The organism is Cyanobium sp. ULC065 (assembly GCF_977927515.1).
Window position 1 is genome coordinate 1,390,503 of record NZ_OZ376393.1, and the last position, 20,891, is coordinate 1,411,393.

Genomic DNA, 20,891 nt, shown 5'->3' on the forward strand with positions numbered 1-20,891 from the left:
GGCTCACGGCTGCACCTGCGCTTCCAGCAGCGGCGTCCACAGCGCCAGCGCCAGGCCGCAGAGATCGCCGAAGCGTCCGGCCAGCAGGTCGGCGGCGGGCGTGCCACCACCGAAGGCCAGCGCCAGCGGTGCCTCCTCCCGTTCCGCCATGGCGAACAGCCCCCCTTCCCAGGCGCTGCTGGCGGCGCTGGCACCACTGCCGGGTTTATTTTGTTCCGCCAGCGCATAGGCGTAGCCCATGGCCGGCGGCACCGGCCAACAGCGCAGGCGGTGCTCCTGGCGCCAGCGGATCAGGCCGTTGAGCTGCTGCGCCGCTTCCTCCTGCGTGGGAGCCGCCCAGACGCCCACCACCTTGAAGGCCTCCTTGTCGCGGGCGATCAGGCGGGCTTCCCTGGGGGCGGCACCGGCCGCGGCGGCCAGCAGCAGCTCCAGCCACAGGCCGAGGCGGTCGCAGGGGCGGGGATTCCCAAGCCGCACCTGCACCAGCGTGCTGCCGTGTGCCACCAGCTCGGCGGCCAGGGCCCGCGTGGCCGCGCCCTCCTCGCCTTGCTGCCAACGCAGCGCCAGGGGTTGTGGCTCGCCCAGGCCCGCCAGCAACTGCTGCAGCGTGTCCCAGCGGCCCGTCAGGGTCTGCACTTCCAGGGCTCCGGCACTGAGCGGCGGCAGCACACCACGCCCCTGCGCCAGGTGGCGCCAGTCGGGGGCGGGCAGGGGGGTGTTCTGCGCGGCCAACTGCCCTGCTGCCGGTGCCGCTGGCCGTGCGGTGGCCTGCCGCTCGTGCTCCTGACGCAGCAGCCAGGCCCGCTGCCGTTCGTCGAGTTCGAGCGCTTCGAGGTCATCGAGCGGCTCCACCCACTCCCTGGGCCGCAGCCCCAGCTCCTTCAGCCACTGGGCCTGGGGCGCCAGCAGCCAGTCGCGCAGGTCGCTCCAGGGATCCAGCTCGGCCTCGCTCACGCCAGCTACGCGGCCGGCCCGCGCCTCCAGACCAGCGCCGAAGGGTTGTTCGGCCGGCTCCTGCAGAGCCAACGGCCAGGCCGGTGCCAGCGCTACGGCGCCATCGAGCTGCTGGCGTGCCAGCAGCTGTCGCCGGTCGCAGCTGGCCGGTGGCCGCTCGCCCGTGGCCAGGAAGTTGACCCGCTCCAGCGGGTTGGCGGCATGGCTGACCACCAGCTGCTGCGCCACCGGCTCCCCCAGCTCCGCCTTCAGCAGCTCCAGCCACTGGCGCACGGCGGTGGCCGGTGGCATCTCTTCCCCTTTGCGCTCCTCGCGGCTGGTCCAGGCGATCAGCAGGTGGTCGCGGGCAGACAGCAACGCCTCCATCAACACGTAGCGGTCCTGGTCGGCGGGACTGGGGTCACCAAGCCGCCGTTCCCGTTCCATCAGGTCGAAGCCGGGTCGCTGCCGTTGCCGTGGAAACACATCGGCATCGAGGCCCATCAGCACGATCACTCGGTGGGGAATGGCCCGCATCGGTTCCAGGGCGCTGATTGTGAGGGCGCCGCTGCGATGGCCGAAGCGGCCGCTGTCGCTGGAGAGGCGCTCCTCCAGCACGGCGGCCACCACCGGCGCTCCGATCGGCAGCGGGCAGCGGGCGGCGCTGCCTTGCCACTCGGCGATGGCGGCACGAATCGCCTGCAGCTCCCAGGCCCGCTCCCCTCCCTCGCCGAACAGCTCCGGCAGCAGGGTGGCCAGGTGGCTGCCCCAGGTGACGGCGCTGCGCGGCCGGCCCAGCCCTTCGAGCACGCGCTGCAGCTGGGTGAGCAGCCGGATCCAGCGCGCCTGGCGCTCCACGCTGCCCCCCAGCGCCTGCGGGGCGGTCAGGCCCACGGCCACGCCCGGTTGATCGGCCAGCACCTGGCCCAGCAGCAACCGGTCGATGGCCCAGCGCAGGCTGTAGGTGGGATCACCGCCGCGGGCGGCGCCATCGAGGCCCCAGCGGAAGCCTGCGGCCTGCAGCGCGGCATTCAGGGCGGCCGGTTCATCGGCTTCCAGATCGAAGTGGGTCTGCAGGGCGCCGTTTTCCAGCAGCGCCTCCAGCGCTGAGGCGGTGAGCCGCTCTCCCCCCAGGCGCAGCAGCTGCAGTAGGGCCCCGCCGATGCTGGCGTCCCCCTGCTGGCTGCGGTCGGTGAGCCGCCAGGGGAGGGTCACACCGGTGGCGCCGCTGTCGCCGAACACCGAGCCCAGCAACGGCGCCAGCTGCTCCACCTGGGGGGTCATCACCAGGATGTGGCGTGGTTCGAGGCTGGGATCCGCGGCCAGCAGCTGCAGCAACCGGTCGCGCACGATCTGCACCTGGCGCAGCCGCCCCGGACAGGGGTGGAACTCCAGCGAGTGGTCCCCGGGCGCCAGCGTCAGGGTGGGCCAGGCCTCCGCCTCCACCAGCTGCTGCTGCAGCTGCTCCAGCAAGCTGGGCGGCCGCCGCCCCTGGTGCTCGGCGCCACTGGCCGGCAGAACGAAGAGATCGCGGGTTTCCTCGGCGGCCAGCTGGGTGTCGCCGGTGCCCTCCAGCAGTTGCTGGAATTCGCCGCCGAGCCGCCCGAAGCGGGCTTCGAGTCCGGGTGTGCGCGCCAGCCAGTCGAGGTCGTGGGGATCGGCCAGCTCGATCGCCACATCTAGGCTGCGGCGCCGGTCGCTGCAGCGCTGCCAGAGATCGCGGCAGGGGGTGAGCAGGTAGAGATCCACAGGCACCACGGAGGCGAGCGCCTGCAGCAGGTGCACCTGCACCGGAGCGGCACTGCTCAGGCCGAACAGCCGCAGCGGACCCTGGAGCCCATCGAGGCAGGCAGTGCCGTGGCGCAGCCGCTCGATCGCCGTGAGCACCTTGAGGCCGAAGGGCGGCCGGCTCAGCCGCTCATGCAGCTGGCGGAACAGGCGCGGTTGCCAGAGCTGATCGGCCGGCAGCGGCTGGCCGCGGTCGTTGTGGTCATGGCCGCGGCACCAGGCGGCCACCATCGCCGGCCGGTAGAGGCTGAGGTCGTCGAAGCTGTCGGCGATCGCCCGGCCCAGTTGCCACAGGGGCAGATCGAGGGCCGGCCGCTGGCCATGGCCGCGCTGCTCCAGCCAGTGGGCCAGCAGGGCGGCGTCGGGGCCGGCGGCGAGCGCGGGGAGCAGCTCCAGCAGCGGCCAGACCAGCTCGGTGGCCCGCCACGGATCACTGTCTGCGGCGCCTTCGCCCAGCAGACCGTCCACGGTCTGGCGCAGCTCGCTGGTGAGAAAGGGAAAGCGCAGGTTGGCGGCGATACCACCGAGTTCCAGGGCCAGCTGCTCGCCCAGCCAGCGGCTGGTGGGCCAGGTGTTCACCACCACCCGCACGGTTTCAAACGGCCCAGGCGGGTCGTGCAGCAGCTGGAGCGCCAGCAGGGCCGCCAGCTGTTCAGCGCGGTTGCTCCGGAAAACGCTCAGCACGGCGCCGCCGCTGGGCTGGTCAGAAGGAGCCGAGCGCGGCCTGGCCTGCGCGAGTCCGCTGCGGATAGCCCGTGCCGGGCACGGAGATGCTGGCGCCGCTCTCGGGGCAATAGGCGGTGAGGGTGCCGCCGTAGCAGGCGCCGGTGTCGATCATCACGATGCGGTTGAGGCGACGCACCGTTGGGGCCGGCGTGTGACCGATCACCACATCGCCGAAGCGGCCGTCGTAGGCCTGCCAGAAGGGCAGACGGATGCTCAGATCAGGCGCCCAGGTGTGGGGGTTGAAGCCAGCGTGGGTGGCAACCCAGCCCTCGCCTGCATAGGTGAGCGGCAGCACGTCGAGGCGCTCCTGCCACAGGCGGCAGCGTGAATCCCCCAGCTGGCGGTAGGTATCACAGCCGGCCAGGGCGGGGTTGCGCAGCCAGTTGCCCCGGCGCAGCGAATCGAGCAGCCGCTGCTCGTGGTTGCCGCGCAGCCATACGGCGCGGCCTTCCTGCACGAGACTCCAGGCCAGCTGCATGGCCCGCTCGATGTGGGGGCCGCGGTTGATCACATCCCCGCACAGCACGAGGCGATCGCCGGTGGGCAGCTGTTCCAGCAGCGACTGCAGGGCATCGGCGCAGCCATGCACGTCACCGATCACCCAGTGACGGGAAGGCTGCGAAGGGGGAAGCATGCAAAGAATGCGTTAACGACAGTCTCGCCCGGCGCACGTGAATCTGTCAGCCCCCCCGGGCAGCAACCGCCTACAGGCGCTGATACGGTCCGGCAGGCGTCGTTGCGGGCCCATGAATCCAGCCTCCCTCCCCCCGTCCCAGAAGGTGAAGGCGCTGGTGAAGGCGCTGAATGGCGCCAAACGCACCAACGAGGCCCTGGCGCGCTGCCAGGACGGGGACGAAATGATCGAGGTGTTGCTGGGAGCCTCCGCCAAGCTCGGCCTCGGCCTCACCCGCGAGGAGCTGCTCTCCACTCCGCCGATCCGCGACTGGATCTGGTGGAAGAACAAGGAGGCTTTGCTCACGATCGGTGACAACCGCCCGCGCTACCAGCAGGACGTGCGGCCCACCCCGCAGGCGCCGTCGCCAAAGCTGCCCACCCCGGAGGGTGCCGAGGGCGAGAAGCGCAAGCGCTTCTTCGGCCTGTTCTGAGGGTGGTGCCGGCGCGGCCATGGGCTTCCTTTGCCGCAGACACCTCCGCCGCAAACACCTCCGCTGCGGACACATTTGCTACACATTTCGCGCCAATGGGGTCCGCCGCGCGCACGATCCGCGCTGAAGTTCCGCACCAAGCGATCAACGCTCCACAGGATCTACCGATTCTTTACAGGAGATCGGCTTCATTTTTCGGCCGTTGCCACCACTTCAGCTGACAAAGTGGGCAGCCAAGCCATGACAGCGATCCAACACTTGACTCCCACCAACCTCCACTGGCAGGAGAACGGAGAACTCCATCCCGACGATCTGGAGTGCCTCCGGGATCGCTGGCTTGCCGACGCTGCCCTGGATTCCCGCCAGCACCACCACCTTGCCGGTTGGGTGCAGCACAAGACCAAAGCGCCGCTGCGCCGCAGCTGAGCAGGAAGGCCCCGCGTTGTCGGGGGTCAGCCCCTACTGCCCCGCACCAGCGGGGCTCAACACCAACACACCACAACCATCACTGCACGTCGCCCAGGCTGATCCGCCCGGGCTGTTGCAAGTGCCTGCGCCCTGCTCAGGTGGTGGCCAACGGGTCTGAGATGGTGGCTGAAGGAGCCAGGAAGCTGCCCTTCGCCACGAATTCCAGCCTCAATTTTAGGAATTCGATGAATTTCGGGTCGGTGGACACCACCGCGGCCGCCGGTCTGGGCACGCTGCTGCCCACGGTCTCCAGTTCAGCGGCCTCCAGAAAGGCCGGCCGCGACACGAGCCAGAAGTCGATCGGCTGGTTGCGCTCGGCGTAGTGGCGACGGCGTTCGCGCAGCACTTCCTCCAGCGGCTCCTCCACGGTCAGAAACGCTTCGCTGGCGGCAACGAAGTGATAGGTGAGGGGCGCAGGCAGGGTCATGGATCGATCGAGCCGAACAGGGGATCGCGGCGTGGATTCTGAACCAGCGCCTTCATCTGGCGGACCGCTTCCTGCAGGCCCACCGCCAGGGCGCGGGCCACGATCGTGTGGCCGATGTTCAGCTCCTCCATCCCTTCGATGGCCGCCACCGGCTCCACGTTCTGATACGTGAGCCCATGCCCGGCATTCACCCGCAGCCCCAGGCTGCGGGCCACGTGGCTGCCTTCGGTGAGGCGTGCCAGCTCCAGGGGCTGTTCGCTCCAGCTGGCCTCGGCGTAGGCGCCGGTGTGAAGTTCCACCCAACGGGCGCCACTGGCGGCACTGGCCTCCAGCTGGGCGTTGTCGGGGTCGACGAACAGGCTCACGGGAATCCCCGCCGCCTGCAACCGGCCCACCAGAGGCCCCAGGCTGGCGGCCTGGGCCCGCACATCGAGTCCGCCCTCGGTGGTCACTTCCTCCCGTTTTTCGGGTACCAGCGTCACCATGTCCGGACGGATGCGCAGGGCGATCGCCTCCATCTCCGCCGTGGCGGCCATCTCCAGGTTGAGGCGTGAGCGCACGGTGGCGCGCAGCAGTTCCAGATCCCGCGGCTGGATGTGCCGCTGGTCTTCCCGCAGGTGCACGGTGATGCCGTCGGCGCCACCCAGCTCCGCCAGCAGGGCCATGGTCACGGGATCGGGTTCCACCGCACGGCGGGCCTGGCGCACATTGGCGATGTGATCGATGTTGACGCCAAGGCTGGCCATGGCAAAACCGGGAGGTTCCTGGATCCTATGGATCTCCCCCAGGCCACTGTCCTCTGGCCGCAGCGGCAACTGCCCGTGCCCTTCGGCGCTGCGCAGCTGTGACTCTTAGCTTGCAGGCACCTTCAGCGGTGGGCGGTGACAGCGCAGTCGCAGCAGCAGATCGAGCCGGAGAGCGCGGCCTGCCCGCCAGCCCCTGCAGCGCCCACGCCTGATGGCGCCACACCTGCGGCTGTCACTCCGGCGTTGATCCGCCGCGAGCGGCGACTCTGCAACGGCATCAGCCCCTGGCTGGCGCCTCTGGCCATGGCTGTCACCCAGGATCTGGCCTTGCCCTTCCAGTTTCGCCGCATTCACGTGCTGGGCCGCCAGCACCTGCCCGGAGAGGGCGCCGTGCTGCTGGCTCCCACGCACCGGGCCCGCTGGGATGCCCTGGTGCTGCCCCATGCGGCCGGCCGGCGCGTCACCGGCCGCGACTGCCGCTTCATGGTGACCCGCACGGAGATGCAGGGCTTGCAGGGTTGGTTCCTGCACCGCCTCGGTTGTTTCCCGGTGGACCAGAGCCGTCCTGGCACCACCCCGCTGCGGTACGCGGTGGATCTGCTGGCGGCCGGCGAGCAACTGGTGGTGTTCCCCGAGGGGCACATCCGCCGTGAGGACGGCCCGATCCGTCTTCATCAGGGACTGGCCCGGCTGGCGGGGCTGGCGGCAGGGCAAGGGGTGGCCGTGAACGTCGTGCCGGTGGGAATCGCCTACGGGCATGGCCGGGGGCTGCGTCGGGATGAGGCAGCGGTGTGTTTCGAGGCCCCGCTCACGGTGCAGAACCAGAGCCGTGCTTCGGTCAAGGGCCTCAATGCCCAGCTGGCGGTGGCGATGCAATCAGCTGAGGAAGCGGCCCGCGTTGCAGTGGGTCGGCCGATGCCAGGCGCCTAGAGTTCGGCCGCCTTTTGTGAAGCAGCCGTGCGTCGGCCCCACGTCGCCCTTGGGCTTGCCCTGGCACTTGCTCTTCTGCCCCTCGGTGCCACCCAGCCCGTTCAGGCCCAGACGCAGGAAGAACCCCCGAAAGTGCTGGAAGGATCCGGATCCGGCTTCAATCTCGCGGCAGTCAAGGGATTTCTCACCCGCGGCGATGCCGCCGTGGCCCGGGGGGATCTCACCAGCGCCCGCAAGGACTATGACCTTGCCCGTGATGCCAGCCGCCGCCTGCTTGGTTTCTACCGCGATCTGAGCGGCTCCTTCCGCGGCCTGGATGCCCGGATACCGCGCGAGATGGATCAGAAGGCCCGGGAGGCCCTCGAGATCTACGCCCAGTCCAACCTGCGGCTGGCGGCGCTGCTGCGCCGTCAGGGCCAGCCGGAAGTGGCCGTGCCCCTGCTGGTGGAAGTGGTGAAGGTGATGACCCCGGCGCGCGAAGAGGGCCGCAAGGCCTATCAGAGCCTGCTCGAGCTCGGTTTCGCCGTCACTCCGTATGCGGCGGGCGCTGAAGCCCCTGCAGCTCCGCGCTGAAGTCGGCGGATGCGCTGCTCCCACTTCTAGATTTCCGCCACAGGCCACGACCGACTCTTCATGGTGTTACCGGATCAGGTCAGAGCAGCGATCCAAGGATCCCTCCCGGACGCTGAGGTGGAAGTGGAAGATCTCACCGGCGGTGGCGACCACCTGCAGGTGAAGGTGGTTTCTGCAGCCTTCGAGGGGCTCAGCCGCATCCGCCAGCACCAGCTGGTGTACGGAGCCCTGCGCAGCGAGCTGGCCAGTGAAGCCATTCACGCCCTGGCGCTCCAGACCTCCGCGCCGGCCTGACCGCACCTGGCCGGGCGCCGCTGCTCTCAGCCGCCCTAGCCCTGCCTGATCGGCGTTGGCCCCGACATCCACAGAGCGTTACGCCAGATCCCCGCTCCACTGTCTCCTTTCTTTTCAACCCCCCGCACTTCCATGGAAACCGCCACGCAGCAACGCCTTGAAGCCCTCGTCAGCAGCGCACCCGTGGTGGTGTTCATGAAGGGCAACAAGCTCATGCCCCAATGCGGCTTCTCCAACAACGTGGTCCAGATTCTCAATGCACTCGGGGTTTCGTTTGAAACCTTCGATGTGCTCTCTGATCCCGAGGTGCGCCAAGGCATCAAGGAATTCTCTGATTGGCCCACCATTCCTCAGGTGTACGTGAACGGGGAATTCATCGGCGGCTCCGACATCCTCATCGAGATGTACAACTCCGGCGAACTGCGCGAAAAACTCGCCGTGGCGCTGGCTTCCTGAGCCTCAGCCTGCAAGCGGGCCATCAAAGCCACAAGCCGAGGTTTTGGCTTCGCACAGGCTGCGTGAGGTGCACGTTCTGGCTGGAGCGCCGACTGGATCCCGCGCGGGTGACAGCGGGCCTGGCCAGTGCCAGCATTGAGAATGCGGCCCGCTCCCTGCCAAGAGACTTGCAGCCGCAGCGGCTTCGCTGCAGGCTCAGAGAAGCGCTCAGTTGCGGCTGTTTTTGAACAGGGTGCTCATGTCACCGTTGGGCCCCACGAAAGCGGAGGGGTCCATGATCCAGCGATCGGTGAGCTCCTCCAAGCGCCGCTGCGAGAGCGGATCGAGGATGGCGGTGCGACGAAGAGCGTGCAGGTAGCCGTCTGCGTAGAGCCTCAGCTCACTCTGGCTGTGAAAACGGCTGGCCAGGTCTTGGCACGCGTCGCACAGCGACTGAAAGTGACGAATGGCTTCGGGGTTCTGGAGCGCGGTCATGGGGAGATCGGAGGCGGGAGCCGGTCGCCAGCACAGCCAGTGTCACCAGTGACCTTCTCCCTCTCCAGTTAGCCTAGGCGTGCATACGCGGCCGCGAGTGGAACTCACGCCCAATCAGAATCCAAACCCAGCAAAGGCTGAGGGATCGGTTGGCGTTGACCGCCGCGGACCCGCAACCAGTTCTCTGAAACGCATCCTGGTGGTGGACCCCCACCCCACCTTGCGCACGGTGCTGGCCCAGCGCCTTCGCCAGGACGGCCACCTGGCCGCCGCGGTGGCCACGGCCAGCGAGGCGCTGCAGCTCTGCGAAGACCAGATGCCCGATCTGCTGGTGAGCGCCGAACTGCTGGAGGAAAGCTCGGCCCTGCGCCTGGCGGCCCACCTGCGCTGTCCGGTGATGGTGCTCACCGCCCGCACCGGCGCCGATCCGGTGGTGTCCCTGCTGGATGCCGGCGCCGACGACGTCCTGCGCAAGCCCTTCGGCCTCGAGGAGCTGGCGGCCCGCAGCCGCAGCCTGCTCAGGCGCAGTGGCAACGGCCTGCAGGAGCGGGTTTGCGTGGGGCCGCTGGAGGTGCATCTGCTGCTTCGTCAGGTCACCCTTCACGACCAACCGGTGGAGCTGAGCCCGCGCGAGTTCGCCCTGCTCTGCGCCCTGCTGATGCCACCCGGCATGGTGCGCAGCCGCCAGGAGCTGCTGCGGATGGCCTGGCCCCCGTTCAGCGGTGGCCCCCGCTCGGTGGACACCCAGGTGCTCACCCTGCGCCGCAAGCTGGAGCTGGCCGGCCTCGGCGAAGGCGGTGGCATTGAAACTGTGCGTCAGCAGGGCTATCGCTTCAGCCTGGAAACCCTGCCGGAAGCCAACGACATGCCGCCGCCAGCAGCCACCACGCCGCTGCGGCAGTCCACCAGCGCCAACTGAGCGCTCAGGGCACGGGCGTTCAGGCCCGAGCGCTGAGCGCGAAGGCCGCGGCTTCACCGAGCAGCATCGCTACGCTCAGGCCCGCCAGGGTCCAGTAGGTCCAGGGAGGGGTGATCCTGCCCACGCCGGCCAGCTTGAGGCCGGTGGCCTGCTGCACCCGCTCGAGGAACTCCGGGAACCGGGCCACTCGCTGGGGCAGCAGGTAGCGGCTGGAGCCGGGCCCCTTGAGGTAGTACACCGTGCCGCCCTGGCTGGTGCCGATCGGCATCAGGCCGTCAATCTGCTCCCAGCGCAGACTCCAGCCACGACGTAGCCACCAGCGGCACCAGGCGGGATAGGTGACGCGCACCCCCTCGCCATCGAGCTGCACCTGTTCGCTCAGCAGTGCGCTCACCAGCAGAAAGCCCAGCGGCACTGCCACCAAGCAGAAGGGGCGCAGGCCTGGCGGTGCCATCACCGGCAAGGGCAACACCAGAGCCAGGTAAAGCGCCAGCAGGGTGAAACGGATCAGCGCCGCCAGGGGATAGCGGTGCAGCGTGCTGCCGGCAGGCGCGGCGGGGGGTTGCATCGAAGGGCGATGTGGGGAGCGGTTCAACAGCGGGTGTCCTGAGAGGGATCAGGCCGCCTGGCCGCCGCCGGCGCCGAACACCTTCCGCTCCTGGCCCTTCCAGAAGGCGCCGATCCGCATCAGATCGGTGTGGGCGTCCTGCACCCGTTGGATGTACTCGTCGGTGGTCATGGAGTCTTTTTCCTCCCTGAGCTTGCTGAGCCGCAGCTGCATCAGCAGCCACGGCTTGGTGAGCATGCCCTGCTGCTCCAGATAGCGCGCCAGCTCCTCGGAGCTGGGGTTGGGCCTGGCTGACATCAAGAGTTGTTGTGAATTGAAACAATCTTAGGCAGCGGGGCGCGGGCCTGTGGCGTCAGTCCGGCAGTGCCCAGGGGTTGAGGCCCAGATCGGCGCCGACCCGGTGCGCGCAGGCGAAGCCGCTGAAGGCCACGGCGTTGAGCCCCTGGCCGGGGAAGCAGGAATCCCCCACGCAATAGAGCCCCGGAATACCGGTGCGGTTGAACGGCATCGGCAGCAGACCTGGCAGCCGCAGCGCCGGAATCGGGCCATAGCTGCCCTGATGCCGGCCCAGGAAGCGGCGGTGGCTGCGGGGTGTGCCCACCTCTCGGTGGGTGATGGCCGCGCCAAGGCCTGGCAGGAAGGTTTCCAGGCGGCGGATGAGGCGATCGGCGGCGGCCTGCTTGGCCTGCGCGTAGGCCGTGGGCCCCAGCTCTGTCCAGGTGTCAATCGCCGACGGGGTGAAGGCGTGCACGATGTGGTTGCCAGGCGGCGCCAGGGCCGGATCCAGCAGGGTGGGAATCGAGACGAACACCGTGCCCTGCTCCGCCTCCATGTCTTCCCAGCGCTCCAGCATCAGGTGGTGGCAATGACTGCCCGCCGGAATCACCTCCGCCTTCACGCCCAGGTGAAGCGAGAGGAACGACGCCGAGGGTTTGTAGCGCCGCCGCCAGACCGTTTCCGCAGCCGGTGTGTGGGCGGCGTCGACCAGGCTGCCGAAGGTGTCCCAGCGGGTGGCATTGGAGATCACCCGCCGGGCGCGGATCGTTTCACCGCCGGCCAGCTCCACCCCCACCGCCTCGCCGCCCTCCAGCACCACCCTGGTGACCCTGCTGCGGTAGCGGATGGCGCCGCCGTGGCGCTCCAGCCCGCGCACCAGGTGCTCGGCGATCGTGCCGACACCACCGCGCGGGTAGTTGATGCCGCCGGCATGGCGATCGGAGAACACCATGCCGGCGTTGATCATCGGCGTGCGATCGGCCGGCATCACTGACCAGCAGAAGCACTCCATGTCGATGAACTTGAGCAGGGCCGGATCGCTGATATGCCGGCGCGCCACATCGCCAACGTTCACCGGCAGCCAGCGGGCCAGGCCCAGGCAGGCCAGGGGCGCTCTGAAGAACACCTTGGCCAGATAGGCCGGATCCTCCAGGGAGAGGAGCGGCATGGCATCGAGGCAGCGGAACACCTGCCAGCAGGTGTCGTAGAAGGCGCGGATGCCAGTGGCTTCGTGCGGAAACAGGGCCGTGAGCCGGGCGATGAAGCTGTTGTAGTCGCGGTCGACCGCCACGTTGAGACCGCCGGGCAGGTGGTATTCGAGCTGGGCGGGGTCAGGGATCGTGTCCTGCCGTTCACCCACATCGGCGAGGGCGCGGGTGAGCAGGTTGGTGTGCCCCTTCTCGCCGAAGCCGAAGATCATCGAGGCGCCCACATCAAAGGTGTAGCCCTCGCGCTGAAAGCTGCCGCCGGAGCCCCCCGGGATCAGGTAGCGCTCCAGCACCAGCACCTTCGCCCCCTTGGCCGCCAGCTGGCTGGCCGTCACCAGCCCGCCGATGCCTGAGCCGATCACCACCGCATCCAAGGCCTCGCCGCCCGCCACCGGGGAGGTGTTGACGCTCGTCTGCTGCACGGGGATGTTGCCGGTGCGCCGAGGCTAGGCAAGCGCCAGGTCGGCCCCGGGAGTGACGGCCGGATCAGCCGTGAACGCTGCTGAGGATGGTGCCGTGAAGGGGGCGAGGTCCGCCAGGGCGCGGTCGCGGTAAGCGCCGTAGCGGCGGCGTTTGTCGCGGATGCGCTCCGGCAGCTCCGGCATCAGGCCGAAATTGGGCGGCATCGGCTGGAAGCGCTCGCTGGGCGCGGTGGCGATGAAGTGGGTGAGGGCGCCGGCCATGGTGGTGGCGGGCAGGCAGATCGGTGCCTGGCCCAAGGCCAGCCGGGCGGCGTTGGTGCCGGCGAGCCAGCCGCCGGCCACCGCCGCCGCATAGCCCTCGGTGCCGGTGATCTGCCCGGCCGCCAGCAGGCTGGGGCGCTGGCGGAACTGCAGGGTGGCATCAAGCAGCTGGGGCGCTTCCAGGAAGGTGTTGCGATGCATCACGCCGAAGCGCACGAAGCTGGCGTTTTCCAGGCCCGGGATCATGCGCAGCACCCGCTTCTGCTCGCCCCACTTGAGATTGGTCTGAAAGCCCACCAGGTTCCAGAGCTGGCCGTCCCGGTCTTCCTGGCGCAGCTGCACCACGGCGTAGGCCCGCCGGGCTCGACGCACATCGGCGTCGTAGAGGTCGCCCCAGCGGGGATCCCACAGGCCGATCGGCTTGAGCGGCCCGTAGCGCATGGTGTCTTCGCCGCGGCGGGCCAGCTCCTCGATCGGCAGGCAGCCTTCAAAGAAGTGGGCGCTTTCTTGCTCGAAATCCTTCAGTTCGGCCTGCTCGGCGCTCAGCAGTGCCTCACGGAAAGCGAGGTACTGCTCCTTGTTCATCGGGCAGTTGATGTAGTCAGCGTCGCCTTTGTCGTAGCGGCTGGCGCGAAAGGCCACGGCCATGTCAATGCCGTCGCCCTCCACGATCGGGCTGGCGGCATCGAAGAAGTGACAGGAGGCGCGGCCAGTGAAGCGCAGCAGATCATCTGCCAGCGGTTCACTGGTGAGCGGACCGGTGGCCAGCACGGCGATCTCCCCGGGCGGCGGCAACATCAGCTGCTCGCTGCGCTCCAGGGTGATCAGGGGATGGGCTTCCAGCGCTGCGGTGAGTGCGCCGCTGAAGCGGCCGCGGTCGACCGCCAGGGCCCCACCGGCGGGCACGGCATGTCTGTCGGCGGTGCCGATCACCAAGGATCCGAGCTGGCGCAACTCCTGCTGCAGCAGGCCCGCAGCCCGATCGGCCGAGAGGGCGCCGAAACTGTTGCTACACACCAGCTCGCCGCACTCGGCGCTGTGGTGGGCCGGCGAGCGCCGCACCGGCCGCATTTCAACCACCCGCACGGGAACCCCCGCACGGGCGATCTGCCAGGCCGCTTCAGTACCGGCCAGGCCGGCACCGATCACCCAGACCATCAGGCGCGGGAACGCTTGAGCATGAGTTGCAGCTGGCCGACCGCCGCACGGCCGATGTTGAACACGGCCCAGCCCACGGCCAGCAGGATCGGGGTAGCAACCAGCAGGAGCCGAGCGTCCATCGGGAAGGGGCGAAGTGTGGATGAATCTTACGGAGCTCAGGCGCCGGCTTCGTTCGGATCGGGGGGGTTGAGCCATTTCTCAGCAATCGGCCCGCGCCCGGCATGGGCCTCGGCGAGGCTGCGGTAACGGCGGGCGTGCTGACGCTGTTCAGCAGCTTCGACGTCGCTCAGCGTGCGGCGCGCCTGGGCCGGCACCCCGGCCATCAGGGTGCGCGGCGGCACATCTTTGGTGACGACCGCCCCGGCGGCCACCAGGGCTCCCTCCCCCACCGTGACCCCGTTCAGCACCACGGCGCCGATGCCCACCAGGCAGCCGTCTTTGAGCGTGGCGCCATGCACCACCGCCCGGTGGCCCACAGTCACCTCCTCGCCGATCCAGACCCCCTGGCCCGGATCGCCGTGCAGCACGGCCCCGTCCTGCACGTTGCTGTTCTCTCCCACCCGGATCGGGGCAAGATCTGCTCGCAGCACGGCCATGGGCCACACGCTCGCGCCGGCCGCCAGTTGCACATCCCCGATCACCACCGCTTCCGGCGCCACCCAGGCTTCGGGGTGCACGGAGGGCTCAGGCCAGGGGGCTTGGGGCACGGAACGGGGCGCCAACAGCGCTCATTCTCCCTGTGATACGTTCCCTTGGTGCCCAGTTGGGCGGGTCGCTAGCTCAGCGGTAGAGCACTCGGCTTTTAACCGATTGGTCCTGAGTTCGAATCTCAGGCGACCCATACCTTTTCAAGACGGGCCCCAGGCTTCTTCAAGACCGGCCCCAGGATTCCTGTCATGGGGGTGCTTCCTCCGTCAGGGTCTGGAACATCACCAGGGCGTCCACATCGCCCAGCCGCTTGTGGTGAAAGGCCCCGGGCAGGGTGCCGACGACACGAAAGCCGTTGGTCTGCCAACAGCTGATGCCAGCGAGGTTCGTGCTCACCACCAGGTTGAACTGCATGGCCCGGTACCCCAGGCGCCGGGCCGTCTGCAGCGAGTGCTGGCAGAGGCGCGTGCCCACGCCCTGGCGGCGGCAGTGCTGCGCCACGACATAGCCGGCATTGGCCACATGGGCGCCGAGGCAGAGCGTATTGGGCTTGATGTAGTAAGTGCCCACCAACGACCCAGCCGCATCTGCGGCCACCATCACGGACTGGGTCTGCTCCAGCCATGAAGCGCGAGCCTGCGCCTCTGTGATGGCGGGGTCATGGGGGAAGGTGTCGCCGGCGCGGAACACCGGCTCCAGCAGCCCCCATACCGCTGGCCAGTTGGGTGCTTCAAACGGGCGGATCTGCAGCGGGAACGCCACCGGGAGCAGCAGCACGGAAGAGCCAGGGCATCCTGGCGCTGGCCGGGTGGCGCTGCTCGCCACCGCCCATGGCATCGGACATCAGTGAGACCAATCGCGTGGGGATCAGCAATACCCATCGCCCGATGGTCAGCCAGCTGGCAGGACGTCCCAGCGTGCCTGTCCAGAGGCAGGGTCGGATCACGCACCACAATCCGGGTCGTCACCGACGGGCAAGCTGCCCGTGGATTGGTGCAAAGCAGAGCTTGCGCACAGCATGGCGGCGGTTACACAGCTTCGCGGCCTTCACCACATCGTGCAGGTGTTGCTGCAGGATCACGCTGCTCGATTCAGCATTGAGCCGATCCTCGGAAGAAGCTATAGAGACGCACAGGAATGAGCCAGGGCATGCGCTGCTTTTCCTTTTGGATCAGCAGCCCTATGAGATCGGGGCGTTGTCTCTGCATGCGCCAGGCCGGCGAATTGTTGCCCTTCTTTGCTGACCGGGAACGACCCGCCCTGGCACCCATGGGGCTGACAGTGTGGAGATCCGGCGCTGTCACCTCGCTGGTATCGATCGCCCATCGCTTGAGCTCGCTTCGTGGCGGTCTTGACCTGCCGCCGCTTCGTCCTTTCTTCCTCAGTTGCGCTACCTTCGCACCGTTCCCGTAGTGGAAGCAGCCTGTTGGTGTGGATGGTCCCGCGGGACAGGACTGTTGTCAGTTGCCACGGCTCAGCACCCCGCAACTCCTGGCGATTCCGATCGCGCCAGATCACCGAAGTGGCCCTTTTGCCGTCATGGGCCTGACACACCCATGGAACGTCTGGTCGCCTTCCCTCTGAGTCAAAGCTGCGGCATGCCTGTTGTCTCCATCCCCACCGATGCATCGTTCTGAAAGTGACCTGCCCCTGGCCGCCTCGAGCCAGCAGCGCCTGCTTGAGCTGGGCCTTTCCGGTGACGAGAAGACAGAAGATCTGCAGCAGAATCTCTCCGCCTTGGCTTCCCGCGATGGGATCCTCTGGCTGGGCGGAGATGAGGGCCGCAGCCTTTACCGGCTCAAGCGCCTGGATGAGCACCGCTACGGCGAGCTTTGCGAGCTGAAGCTCAAGGATTTCGGCCTGGCTGGCGGTAAAGACAGCGGCGAATCGGACATCGAGGGACTGTCGCTCGATGCGGATCGGCTCTGGCTGGTGGGTTCCCACAGCCTGCGGCGCCGGAAGCACGACGACGACAAGGGTGAACCGCTGGGCCTGCATGACAAGCAGAGCTGCAACGCCCATGTGCTCGGCTGCCTGCGGCTGGATAGCGAGGGCCGGCCTGTGACAGGTCAGCGTTTGGCGTTCGATCCGGCCGCTCCGCGCGATGCCCTCACGGCGGCTCTGGCGACTGATCCGCGGCTCGCCCCGTTTCTGATGATTCCCAGCAAGGACAACGGCCTCGACATCGAAGGCATCGCCGCCCGCGGCGATCGGGTGTTGGTCGGGTTGCGCGGTCCGGTGTTGCGGGGCATCGCCCTGGTGGTTGACCTGCGGCTGGGTGGGCTGAATGGCGACGGCCCCACCCTCAGCCTTGAGCGCTGGCGCTGCCGCCATCTGCAGCTCAGCGGCCTGGCGGTGCGGGATCTGGCCGTGGTGCCCGGCAGCGACGACGTGCTGGTGCTGGCCGGCCCGACCATGACCCTGGCGGGCCCTTGTTACATCTACCGCTGGCGCCATGCCCTCCGCCCCGACGACTCCGCCCCCACCCCTGGCCTGACGGTGGAGCAGCCGGAGCCGCTGCTGTGGATCCGTGATGGCCTCCCTGGTCGGCCGGATCAGGGCAGCGACAAGCCGGAAGGCCTCGATGTGCAACGCCGCGACGGCCATCTGCTCGCCTGGGTGGCCTACGACGACCCCACGGTGGCGCGCGGCGAGGGTCCAGGCCTGTGCACCCAGCTTGAGGGGTTTGTGGTGCCGGAGTAAGGCGCGCTGGATGCTGCGTTCGGGTGTCGCTGGAATCTCTTCTCCTTTCTTTTGGATTCTTCCTTACTCACCCAGCGCAGCAGCCACCGCTCGCTGGAATACCTCCTCTTCCGGGGGCAGGCCGGTCCAGCGCTCGAAGATCTGCATAGCGAGCTGCACCAGCATCTCCACGCCATCCACCACCGGGCAGCCCCGCCCACGCGCTGTGGCCAGGAACGGTGTGATGCGGGGGTTGGTGATCACATCCACCACCACGCAGCCGGGATCGACCGTGACCCATTGCACAGGGATGGGCTCCAGCTCGGGCGCGCAACCCAGGTGGGTGGCATTCATCAACAGGGTGGTGCCCGCCGGTACGGCCACCTCTCCCTGCCAGGGCTGCCACACCGCCGGCACCCCGGAGGCGCGGGTCACGGTGTGGGCCACCTCTTCGCCCTGCTCCTGCCGCCGCGTGACCAGGGTGAGATGGGAGGCGCCAGCCCAGGCCAGCTCCACCGCCATCGCCCGACCGGCACCACCGGCTCCCAGCATCACCACCCGTTGCCCTGCCAGGGACGCCACCTTTTCGATCGCCTTCACTACTCCCTTGCCGTCGTTGTTGTGGCCGATCAGGCGGCCCTCTTCGATCGTGAGGTAGTTGGCGGCGCCGATGGCCTGCACATCGGCATCGACAGCATCAAGCAACGGCATCACCGCCACCTTGTAGGGCACGGTGATGCCCACGCCGCGGTAACCGAGGGGCACCAGAGCCTTCACCGCCAGGGCCAGATCCAGTTCGTTGGCGATGTCGTTCTTCCAGAACTGCCAGTTCAAGCCGTAGTGGGCATACACCGCGTCAAACATCAGATCAATCGGGTTCTCCGCCACCGGGTGGCCGAGCATGCCGGTCATCTGCTTCTGGGGAGGGATCATGGCGGCGGTGCTGCAAGCTCCAGCCTCGCAGCGTTGGCCAGAACGGATCCATGCTGGCAACAAGGTGACATCGGCCTGGGGACACAATCCATTGCTTTGACCATGGCAATGGACTGTGGAGGTTGCCAATCGAAGCCCGCGCCACGTTGGACTGGAGCTAACCATTTGCCCATCCGTTGGAATCAGGTCGCCCGTTAAGTGCTGATCGTTTTCAGTCGTGCATTCGCTGCTGAGGGCGATTGCTCCTGCTTAGGGGGCGGGTGGGGGTGGAGCGTCTTGCTGGTCAATCACTTCAATGGAGTTCTTTGTATTACCCCTTGCAGTAATGATCCGGCAATTTGATGGCCCATGGAGGATTGGTGCCCACCGTGAAGGCCTCAAGCTCAATGACCTTTGTGGACACATGGCCTCGGTACAGAGGTGAATTCAGTTGGTCTTTAAACCTCTCTGCCGGAAACACCTGAATTCCCATGGGTTCACTATTTCTGCCAAGACCACCAGCGCGGCAGGACTGTGCAACATGGGCGGATTCGTGGGCAAGGATCTCAACCAGAATGTTGCTTCCCAGTGCAACTGCTGAAGGCTTGATTCTGACTTCTGCCACCCCTGGGTCCCAGACTCCGGCAGCACCGTCCGTCACATTGCCGCTGATCAGCACGCGAACTCCTTTAGCTTGAAGGCGAGCAATCAGCTCGCGGATATTGGCGTGAACAGTCGGAGCAACCATCTCCTGATCGCCGGCTTGTGCTTTGCCGATCAGCACCTCCACATCTGCTGGTGTCTGAAGCCACCAGGAATTCCTCGTGGATGGGCTGTAGGGAGCGAGCCATTGGTGAAGCGCTCGTGGGTTCGAAGCCAGATAGGCATAGGATCCAAGCAATGCAGCCACGCCTAACCAGGCCATGAGAGTTTGCGGCGAAGCATTCCACCTCCATTTCACAGACAAGGCCTGGATGGACTGGGACCGTTGCCGGTTTTGCCTTTGTTGCTCTTGACGCATCGGCACACCACAGACAGCGCAAACAGAGCGCCCGGCAAGGCTTCTGTCCAATCGAACGGATCGACTTCGGCAATTCGGACACTGAAGGGCCATGGAATGGGAGGCAAATGTAGAAATTATATGGCGCGCATTCAAGAACATTGGCGATGGTATGAGCCAAGCCTTTTCCATCAAAGACATTCACAAGTCATCCACTGCTGCCTGATTCAATCACTTCCTGTACAAGGGCACTGCCCGAGCCGATCGCGACGGCTCCACGAGTCAGTGCCTCAAGCAGGCTCTAGCTCAGCACGAACGGATAGGTGAGATCCACATGGCATGCACGAATACGGAATCGTTCGTGCAACACGGGATGAGGCACGTGGTCAGCAAGGTGAACTCTGGAACGATCAATCTTGCTGGCGAGCTCCTGCCAGACGTTGCTTCTAGGTGCCTCTGCCTGCCGGGGGTTCGCCATGGCTCACCTCTTCGCCTCCTGCGATCACAAACCTCTGGCAAGTCGATCCTTCACTGGTGCAGTACCGGTTTGCCAGGGGGTTGGAGCCTGGCCCCAATCAGGGCCTTGGAGTGTCAGTCACTGGAGAGTGCGTCGAAGCTGATTGACGGCTTTGCCTTCAGCTGGCAGGTCTTTATCACTTTCAAGCGGCAGTCCCCTGTTGTGCCTAACCAGTTGACTTGTCTACAAGGCAAGAGGGCAGTTCGCATCCGCGACACATAGCCCGCCAGCTCCAGATTATCGCCTCTGCGTTGAGCCAGGTTCAATGGCTTGCTGGCGCAGGTTGCTCACCAGCCCGCTGCGTTTCAATTCGCTGATGGATTGATCGATGCGTTCTGCCGTGGCTTCCGGCATGTCTGGCGCAAAGGCGAAGGCCTGAGATTCCGGGCGGATCCCCTGCAGGGCCAAGCTCGGCACAATGCCTTTCGCCTTAGAATGAACCAGCAAGTAGCTCAGCTGCAGATTATCGCCAAGCAATGCATCAATGCGCCGGGTCACGAGTAGATCCAGGCCGGCTCGAATGTTGTTCAGTGGCACGATTGAAATCTTGGCTGCGGTGCCGCCTGTATTCAGCTCTTTCAATAGGCTTTCGCTGACAGTGCCCTGCCGCACTCCCACCCGCAGCCCACGCAGATCTTCTTCCGAGCGGATGCTCCCGCCGGCGCTTCCCTGTACCTCCTGTGCCACATTCACCGTGAGATAACCCACCAGCAACGACGCCGACACAATGCGCACCATGTAGGCCATCAGCACGACACCATTTCCCCGGGTGGTGCTCACCAGGGTGTTACTCCCCGGCCCGGTGGCAAGAATCTGGAACACCTTGCTGAAGCTGCGCAGCTGTCCGGAACTGAGCGTCTGAGCTTGCTGGCCGTAGTGCTCCACGCGCCAGGTCAGGAGAGACAGCACACCGATCGCCAGCAGATAACCGCCCAGCAATTGCAGCAGTGTGGGTGTCAGCAAGGCCGTCAGGAAGGAGCGCCCAAGATCCAGCCGGCTCTGCACCACCATCACTGCCAGCCCATCTTCCTGAAACGGCAGACTGAAGCGATACTTTTCCAGGCGATCCGGCGAAACGTTGATGCAGCCCACCGCCACATCCAGGCTTCCCCGACGGGTGGCTTCCAACATCTCCCGCACGGACGGCCACTCCGACACCACATAGGGCAATTGTTCACGGGTGGCGATTCGGTTCCACAGATCGATGGCCAGACCCCGCCAGGCGCCTGCATCGCGGTAGCTGCACGGTGGTGCGCCATCCACGACACCGACCCGCAGCACCGACTCCACGGCACCAGCCGGCAAGACTGACCCGACCGCCAGCAGGAGGGCTGTTCCCAGCCCCGCCACCGAACCCCTGATGGTCGAATTTCTGCTGAAGATGTGCTGCCTTGCC

At 67.0% G+C, this 20,891-nt stretch carries 23 protein-coding genes and 1 tRNA gene; 9 read left to right on the forward strand and 15 right to left on the reverse strand.

Annotation, left to right across the window (positions count from 1 at the left end; genetic code table 11):
• Positions 1–3: 3 nt before the first annotated feature.
• Both ACXMDP_RS06750 and ACXMDP_RS06755 read right to left on the reverse strand, forming a co-directional pair.
• Positions 4–3,405, reverse strand: a complete 3,402-nt coding sequence (locus tag ACXMDP_RS06750) for an exodeoxyribonuclease V subunit gamma (protein WP_259730472.1) — start codon at positions 3,403–3,405, stop codon at positions 4–6.
• A gap of 19 nt (positions 3,406–3,424) precedes the next feature.
• On the reverse strand, positions 3,425–4,081 hold the full coding sequence (locus ACXMDP_RS06755; RefSeq protein WP_259730473.1) for a metallophosphoesterase: 657 nt from the start codon (positions 4,079–4,081) through the stop codon (positions 3,425–3,427).
• Between the two features lie 112 nt (positions 4,082–4,193).
• On the opposite strand from ACXMDP_RS06755, the gene ACXMDP_RS06760 reads away from it, so the two are divergent.
• Complete coding sequence (locus tag ACXMDP_RS06760) at positions 4,194–4,553, forward strand: hypothetical protein (RefSeq protein WP_255099671.1); 360 nt, start codon at positions 4,194–4,196, stop codon at positions 4,551–4,553.
• A gap of 258 nt (positions 4,554–4,811) precedes the next feature.
• The gene (locus ACXMDP_RS06765; RefSeq protein WP_255099670.1) at positions 4,812–4,979 is read left to right on the forward strand and encodes a hypothetical protein; all 168 of its coding nucleotides are present in this window, start codon (positions 4,812–4,814) and stop codon (positions 4,977–4,979) included.
• A gap of 136 nt (positions 4,980–5,115) precedes the next feature.
• Here ACXMDP_RS06765 and ACXMDP_RS06770 read toward each other — a convergent pair whose 3' ends face one another.
• A complete protein-coding gene (locus ACXMDP_RS06770) occupies positions 5,116–5,448 on the reverse strand; it encodes an MgPME-cyclase complex family protein (RefSeq protein ID WP_259730474.1) in 333 nt (110 codons plus the stop codon).
• The gene (locus ACXMDP_RS06775) at positions 5,445–6,194 is read right to left on the reverse strand and encodes a pyridoxine 5'-phosphate synthase (RefSeq protein WP_259730475.1); all 750 of its coding nucleotides are present in this window, start codon (positions 6,192–6,194) and stop codon (positions 5,445–5,447) included. Before ACXMDP_RS06775 ends, ACXMDP_RS06770 begins: the two co-directional genes overlap by 4 nt.
• A 243-nt stretch (positions 6,195–6,437) precedes the next feature.
• Between ACXMDP_RS06775 and ACXMDP_RS06780 the strand changes: the two genes are divergently transcribed.
• From ACXMDP_RS06780 to grxD, 4 genes are all read left to right on the forward strand, one after another.
• Positions 6,438–7,124 carry a lysophospholipid acyltransferase family protein gene (locus ACXMDP_RS06780; protein ID WP_259730513.1) on the forward strand — a complete coding sequence of 229 codons (687 nt, stop codon included), beginning with the start codon at positions 6,438–6,440 and terminating at the stop codon, positions 7,122–7,124.
• 27 nt (positions 7,125–7,151) lie between these two features.
• The gene (locus tag ACXMDP_RS06785) at positions 7,152–7,697 is read left to right on the forward strand and encodes a hypothetical protein (RefSeq protein WP_094511006.1); all 546 of its coding nucleotides are present in this window, start codon (positions 7,152–7,154) and stop codon (positions 7,695–7,697) included.
• A 60-nt stretch (positions 7,698–7,757) separates the two neighbouring features.
• On the forward strand, positions 7,758–7,991 hold the full coding sequence (locus ACXMDP_RS06790) for a BolA family protein (RefSeq protein WP_255099667.1): 234 nt from the start codon (positions 7,758–7,760) through the stop codon (positions 7,989–7,991).
• Positions 7,992–8,123: 132 nt separating this feature from the next.
• On the forward strand, positions 8,124–8,447 hold the full coding sequence (gene grxD / locus ACXMDP_RS06795; protein ID WP_255099666.1) for a Grx4 family monothiol glutaredoxin: 324 nt from the start codon (positions 8,124–8,126) through the stop codon (positions 8,445–8,447).
• 207 nt (positions 8,448–8,654) lie between these two features.
• Here grxD and ACXMDP_RS06800 read toward each other — a convergent pair whose 3' ends face one another.
• Positions 8,655–8,921: a DUF6761 family protein gene (locus ACXMDP_RS06800; RefSeq protein ID WP_094511003.1), complete on the reverse strand. Its 267-nt coding sequence runs from the start codon at positions 8,919–8,921 to the stop codon at positions 8,655–8,657.
• A 184-nt stretch (positions 8,922–9,105) separates the two neighbouring features.
• Here ACXMDP_RS06800 and ACXMDP_RS06805 point away from each other — a divergent pair, with 184 nt between their 5' ends.
• Positions 9,106–9,840, forward strand: coding sequence for a response regulator transcription factor (locus tag ACXMDP_RS06805; protein ID WP_259730514.1), 735 nt, complete (start codon positions 9,106–9,108; stop codon positions 9,838–9,840).
• Between the two features lie 19 nt (positions 9,841–9,859).
• On the opposite strand, the gene ACXMDP_RS06810 is transcribed toward ACXMDP_RS06805, so the two are convergent.
• The 6 genes from ACXMDP_RS06810 to ACXMDP_RS06835 are packed head-to-tail and all read right to left on the reverse strand — an operon-like array spanning position 9,860 to position 14,443.
• Positions 9,860–10,408 (reverse strand): hypothetical protein, encoded by a 549-nt coding sequence (locus ACXMDP_RS06810; RefSeq protein WP_259730476.1) that lies wholly within the window; start codon positions 10,406–10,408, stop codon positions 9,860–9,862.
• A 48-nt stretch (positions 10,409–10,456) separates the two neighbouring features.
• Positions 10,457–10,705: a hypothetical protein gene (locus ACXMDP_RS06815; protein ID WP_259730477.1), complete on the reverse strand. Its 249-nt coding sequence runs from the start codon at positions 10,703–10,705 to the stop codon at positions 10,457–10,459.
• A 55-nt stretch (positions 10,706–10,760) separates the two neighbouring features.
• Positions 10,761–12,314, reverse strand: coding sequence for a carotenoid isomerase (gene crtH, locus ACXMDP_RS06820; RefSeq protein ID WP_259730478.1), 1,554 nt, complete (start codon positions 12,312–12,314; stop codon positions 10,761–10,763).
• 24 nt (positions 12,315–12,338) lie between these two features.
• Positions 12,339–13,733 carry an FADH(2)-oxidizing methylenetetrahydrofolate--tRNA-(uracil(54)-C(5))-methyltransferase TrmFO gene (gene trmFO / locus ACXMDP_RS06825; protein ID WP_259730479.1) on the reverse strand — a complete coding sequence of 465 codons (1,395 nt, stop codon included), beginning with the start codon at positions 13,731–13,733 and terminating at the stop codon, positions 12,339–12,341.
• Positions 13,733–13,855, reverse strand: coding sequence for a photosystem II protein Y (locus tag ACXMDP_RS06830; RefSeq protein ID WP_094510999.1), 123 nt, complete (start codon positions 13,853–13,855; stop codon positions 13,733–13,735). The genes trmFO and ACXMDP_RS06830 overlap by 1 nt, the downstream gene beginning before the upstream one ends.
• Before the next feature lie 36 nt (positions 13,856–13,891).
• On the reverse strand, positions 13,892–14,443 hold the full coding sequence (locus ACXMDP_RS06835) for a gamma carbonic anhydrase family protein (protein WP_259730480.1): 552 nt from the start codon (positions 14,441–14,443) through the stop codon (positions 13,892–13,894).
• A 62-nt stretch (positions 14,444–14,505) separates the two neighbouring features.
• Between ACXMDP_RS06835 and ACXMDP_RS06840 the strand changes: the two genes are divergently transcribed.
• Positions 14,506–14,577, forward strand: a tRNA-Lys gene (locus tag ACXMDP_RS06840).
• A 53-nt stretch (positions 14,578–14,630) separates the two neighbouring features.
• Here ACXMDP_RS06840 and ACXMDP_RS06845 read toward each other — a convergent pair.
• Entirely contained in the window at positions 14,631–15,161 is a 531-nt protein-coding gene (locus ACXMDP_RS06845; RefSeq protein ID WP_259730481.1) for a GNAT family N-acetyltransferase, read from the reverse strand.
• A gap of 846 nt (positions 15,162–16,007) precedes the next feature.
• Here ACXMDP_RS06845 and ACXMDP_RS06850 point away from each other — a divergent pair.
• Positions 16,008–17,087: a DUF3616 domain-containing protein gene (locus ACXMDP_RS06850; RefSeq protein ID WP_259730482.1), complete on the forward strand. Its 1,080-nt coding sequence runs from the start codon at positions 16,008–16,010 to the stop codon at positions 17,085–17,087.
• 63 nt (positions 17,088–17,150) lie between these two features.
• On the opposite strand, the gene ACXMDP_RS06855 is transcribed toward ACXMDP_RS06850, so the two are convergent.
• The 3 genes from ACXMDP_RS06855 to ACXMDP_RS06865 form a co-directional block, all read right to left on the reverse strand.
• Positions 17,151–17,999, reverse strand: a complete 849-nt coding sequence (locus ACXMDP_RS06855; RefSeq protein ID WP_259730483.1) for a shikimate dehydrogenase family protein — start codon at positions 17,997–17,999, stop codon at positions 17,151–17,153.
• A gap of 310 nt (positions 18,000–18,309) precedes the next feature.
• The gene (locus ACXMDP_RS06860) at positions 18,310–18,903 is read right to left on the reverse strand and encodes a hypothetical protein (protein WP_457767141.1); all 594 of its coding nucleotides are present in this window, start codon (positions 18,901–18,903) and stop codon (positions 18,310–18,312) included.
• 829 nt (positions 18,904–19,732) lie between these two features.
• Entirely contained in the window at positions 19,733–20,785 is a 1,053-nt protein-coding gene (locus ACXMDP_RS06865) for a substrate-binding periplasmic protein (protein ID WP_259730485.1), read from the reverse strand.
• Between the last annotated feature and the right edge of the window lie 106 nt (positions 20,786–20,891).

What these genes read in the sequence shown, in the direction of transcription:
- trmFO (WP_259730479.1), bottom strand. Translation starts at nt 13,733, where the DNA reads ATGGTCTGGGTGATCGGTGCCGGCCTGGCCGGTACTGAAGCGGCCTGG.
- ACXMDP_RS06830 (WP_094510999.1), bottom strand. Translation starts at nt 13,855, where the DNA reads ATGGACGCTCGGCTCCTGCTGGTTGCTACCCCGATCCTGCTGGCCGTG.
- grxD (WP_255099666.1), top strand. Translation starts at nt 8,124, where the DNA reads ATGGAAACCGCCACGCAGCAACGCCTTGAAGCCCTCGTCAGCAGCGCA.
- ACXMDP_RS06790 (WP_255099667.1), top strand. Translation starts at nt 7,758, where the DNA reads ATGGTGTTACCGGATCAGGTCAGAGCAGCGATCCAAGGATCCCTCCCG.
- ACXMDP_RS06815 (WP_259730477.1), bottom strand. Translation starts at nt 10,705, where the DNA reads ATGTCAGCCAGGCCCAACCCCAGCTCCGAGGAGCTGGCGCGCTATCTG.
- ACXMDP_RS06800 (WP_094511003.1), bottom strand. Translation starts at nt 8,921, where the DNA reads ATGACCGCGCTCCAGAACCCCGAAGCCATTCGTCACTTTCAGTCGCTG.
- ACXMDP_RS06860 (WP_457767141.1), bottom strand. Translation starts at nt 18,903, where the DNA reads ATGGCCTGGTTAGGCGTGGCTGCATTGCTTGGATCCTATGCCTATCTG.
- ACXMDP_RS06850 (WP_259730482.1), top strand. Translation starts at nt 16,008, where the DNA reads ATGCATCGTTCTGAAAGTGACCTGCCCCTGGCCGCCTCGAGCCAGCAG.
- ACXMDP_RS06770 (WP_259730474.1), bottom strand. Translation starts at nt 5,448, where the DNA reads ATGACCCTGCCTGCGCCCCTCACCTATCACTTCGTTGCCGCCAGCGAA.
- ACXMDP_RS06755 (WP_259730473.1), bottom strand. Translation starts at nt 4,081, where the DNA reads ATGCTTCCCCCTTCGCAGCCTTCCCGTCACTGGGTGATCGGTGACGTG.
- ACXMDP_RS06775 (WP_259730475.1), bottom strand. Translation starts at nt 6,194, where the DNA reads ATGGCCAGCCTTGGCGTCAACATCGATCACATCGCCAATGTGCGCCAG.
- ACXMDP_RS06855 (WP_259730483.1), bottom strand. Translation starts at nt 17,999, where the DNA reads ATGATCCCTCCCCAGAAGCAGATGACCGGCATGCTCGGCCACCCGGTG.
- ACXMDP_RS06810 (WP_259730476.1), bottom strand. Translation starts at nt 10,408, where the DNA reads ATGCAACCCCCCGCCGCGCCTGCCGGCAGCACGCTGCACCGCTATCCC.
- ACXMDP_RS06760 (WP_255099671.1), top strand. Translation starts at nt 4,194, where the DNA reads ATGAATCCAGCCTCCCTCCCCCCGTCCCAGAAGGTGAAGGCGCTGGTG.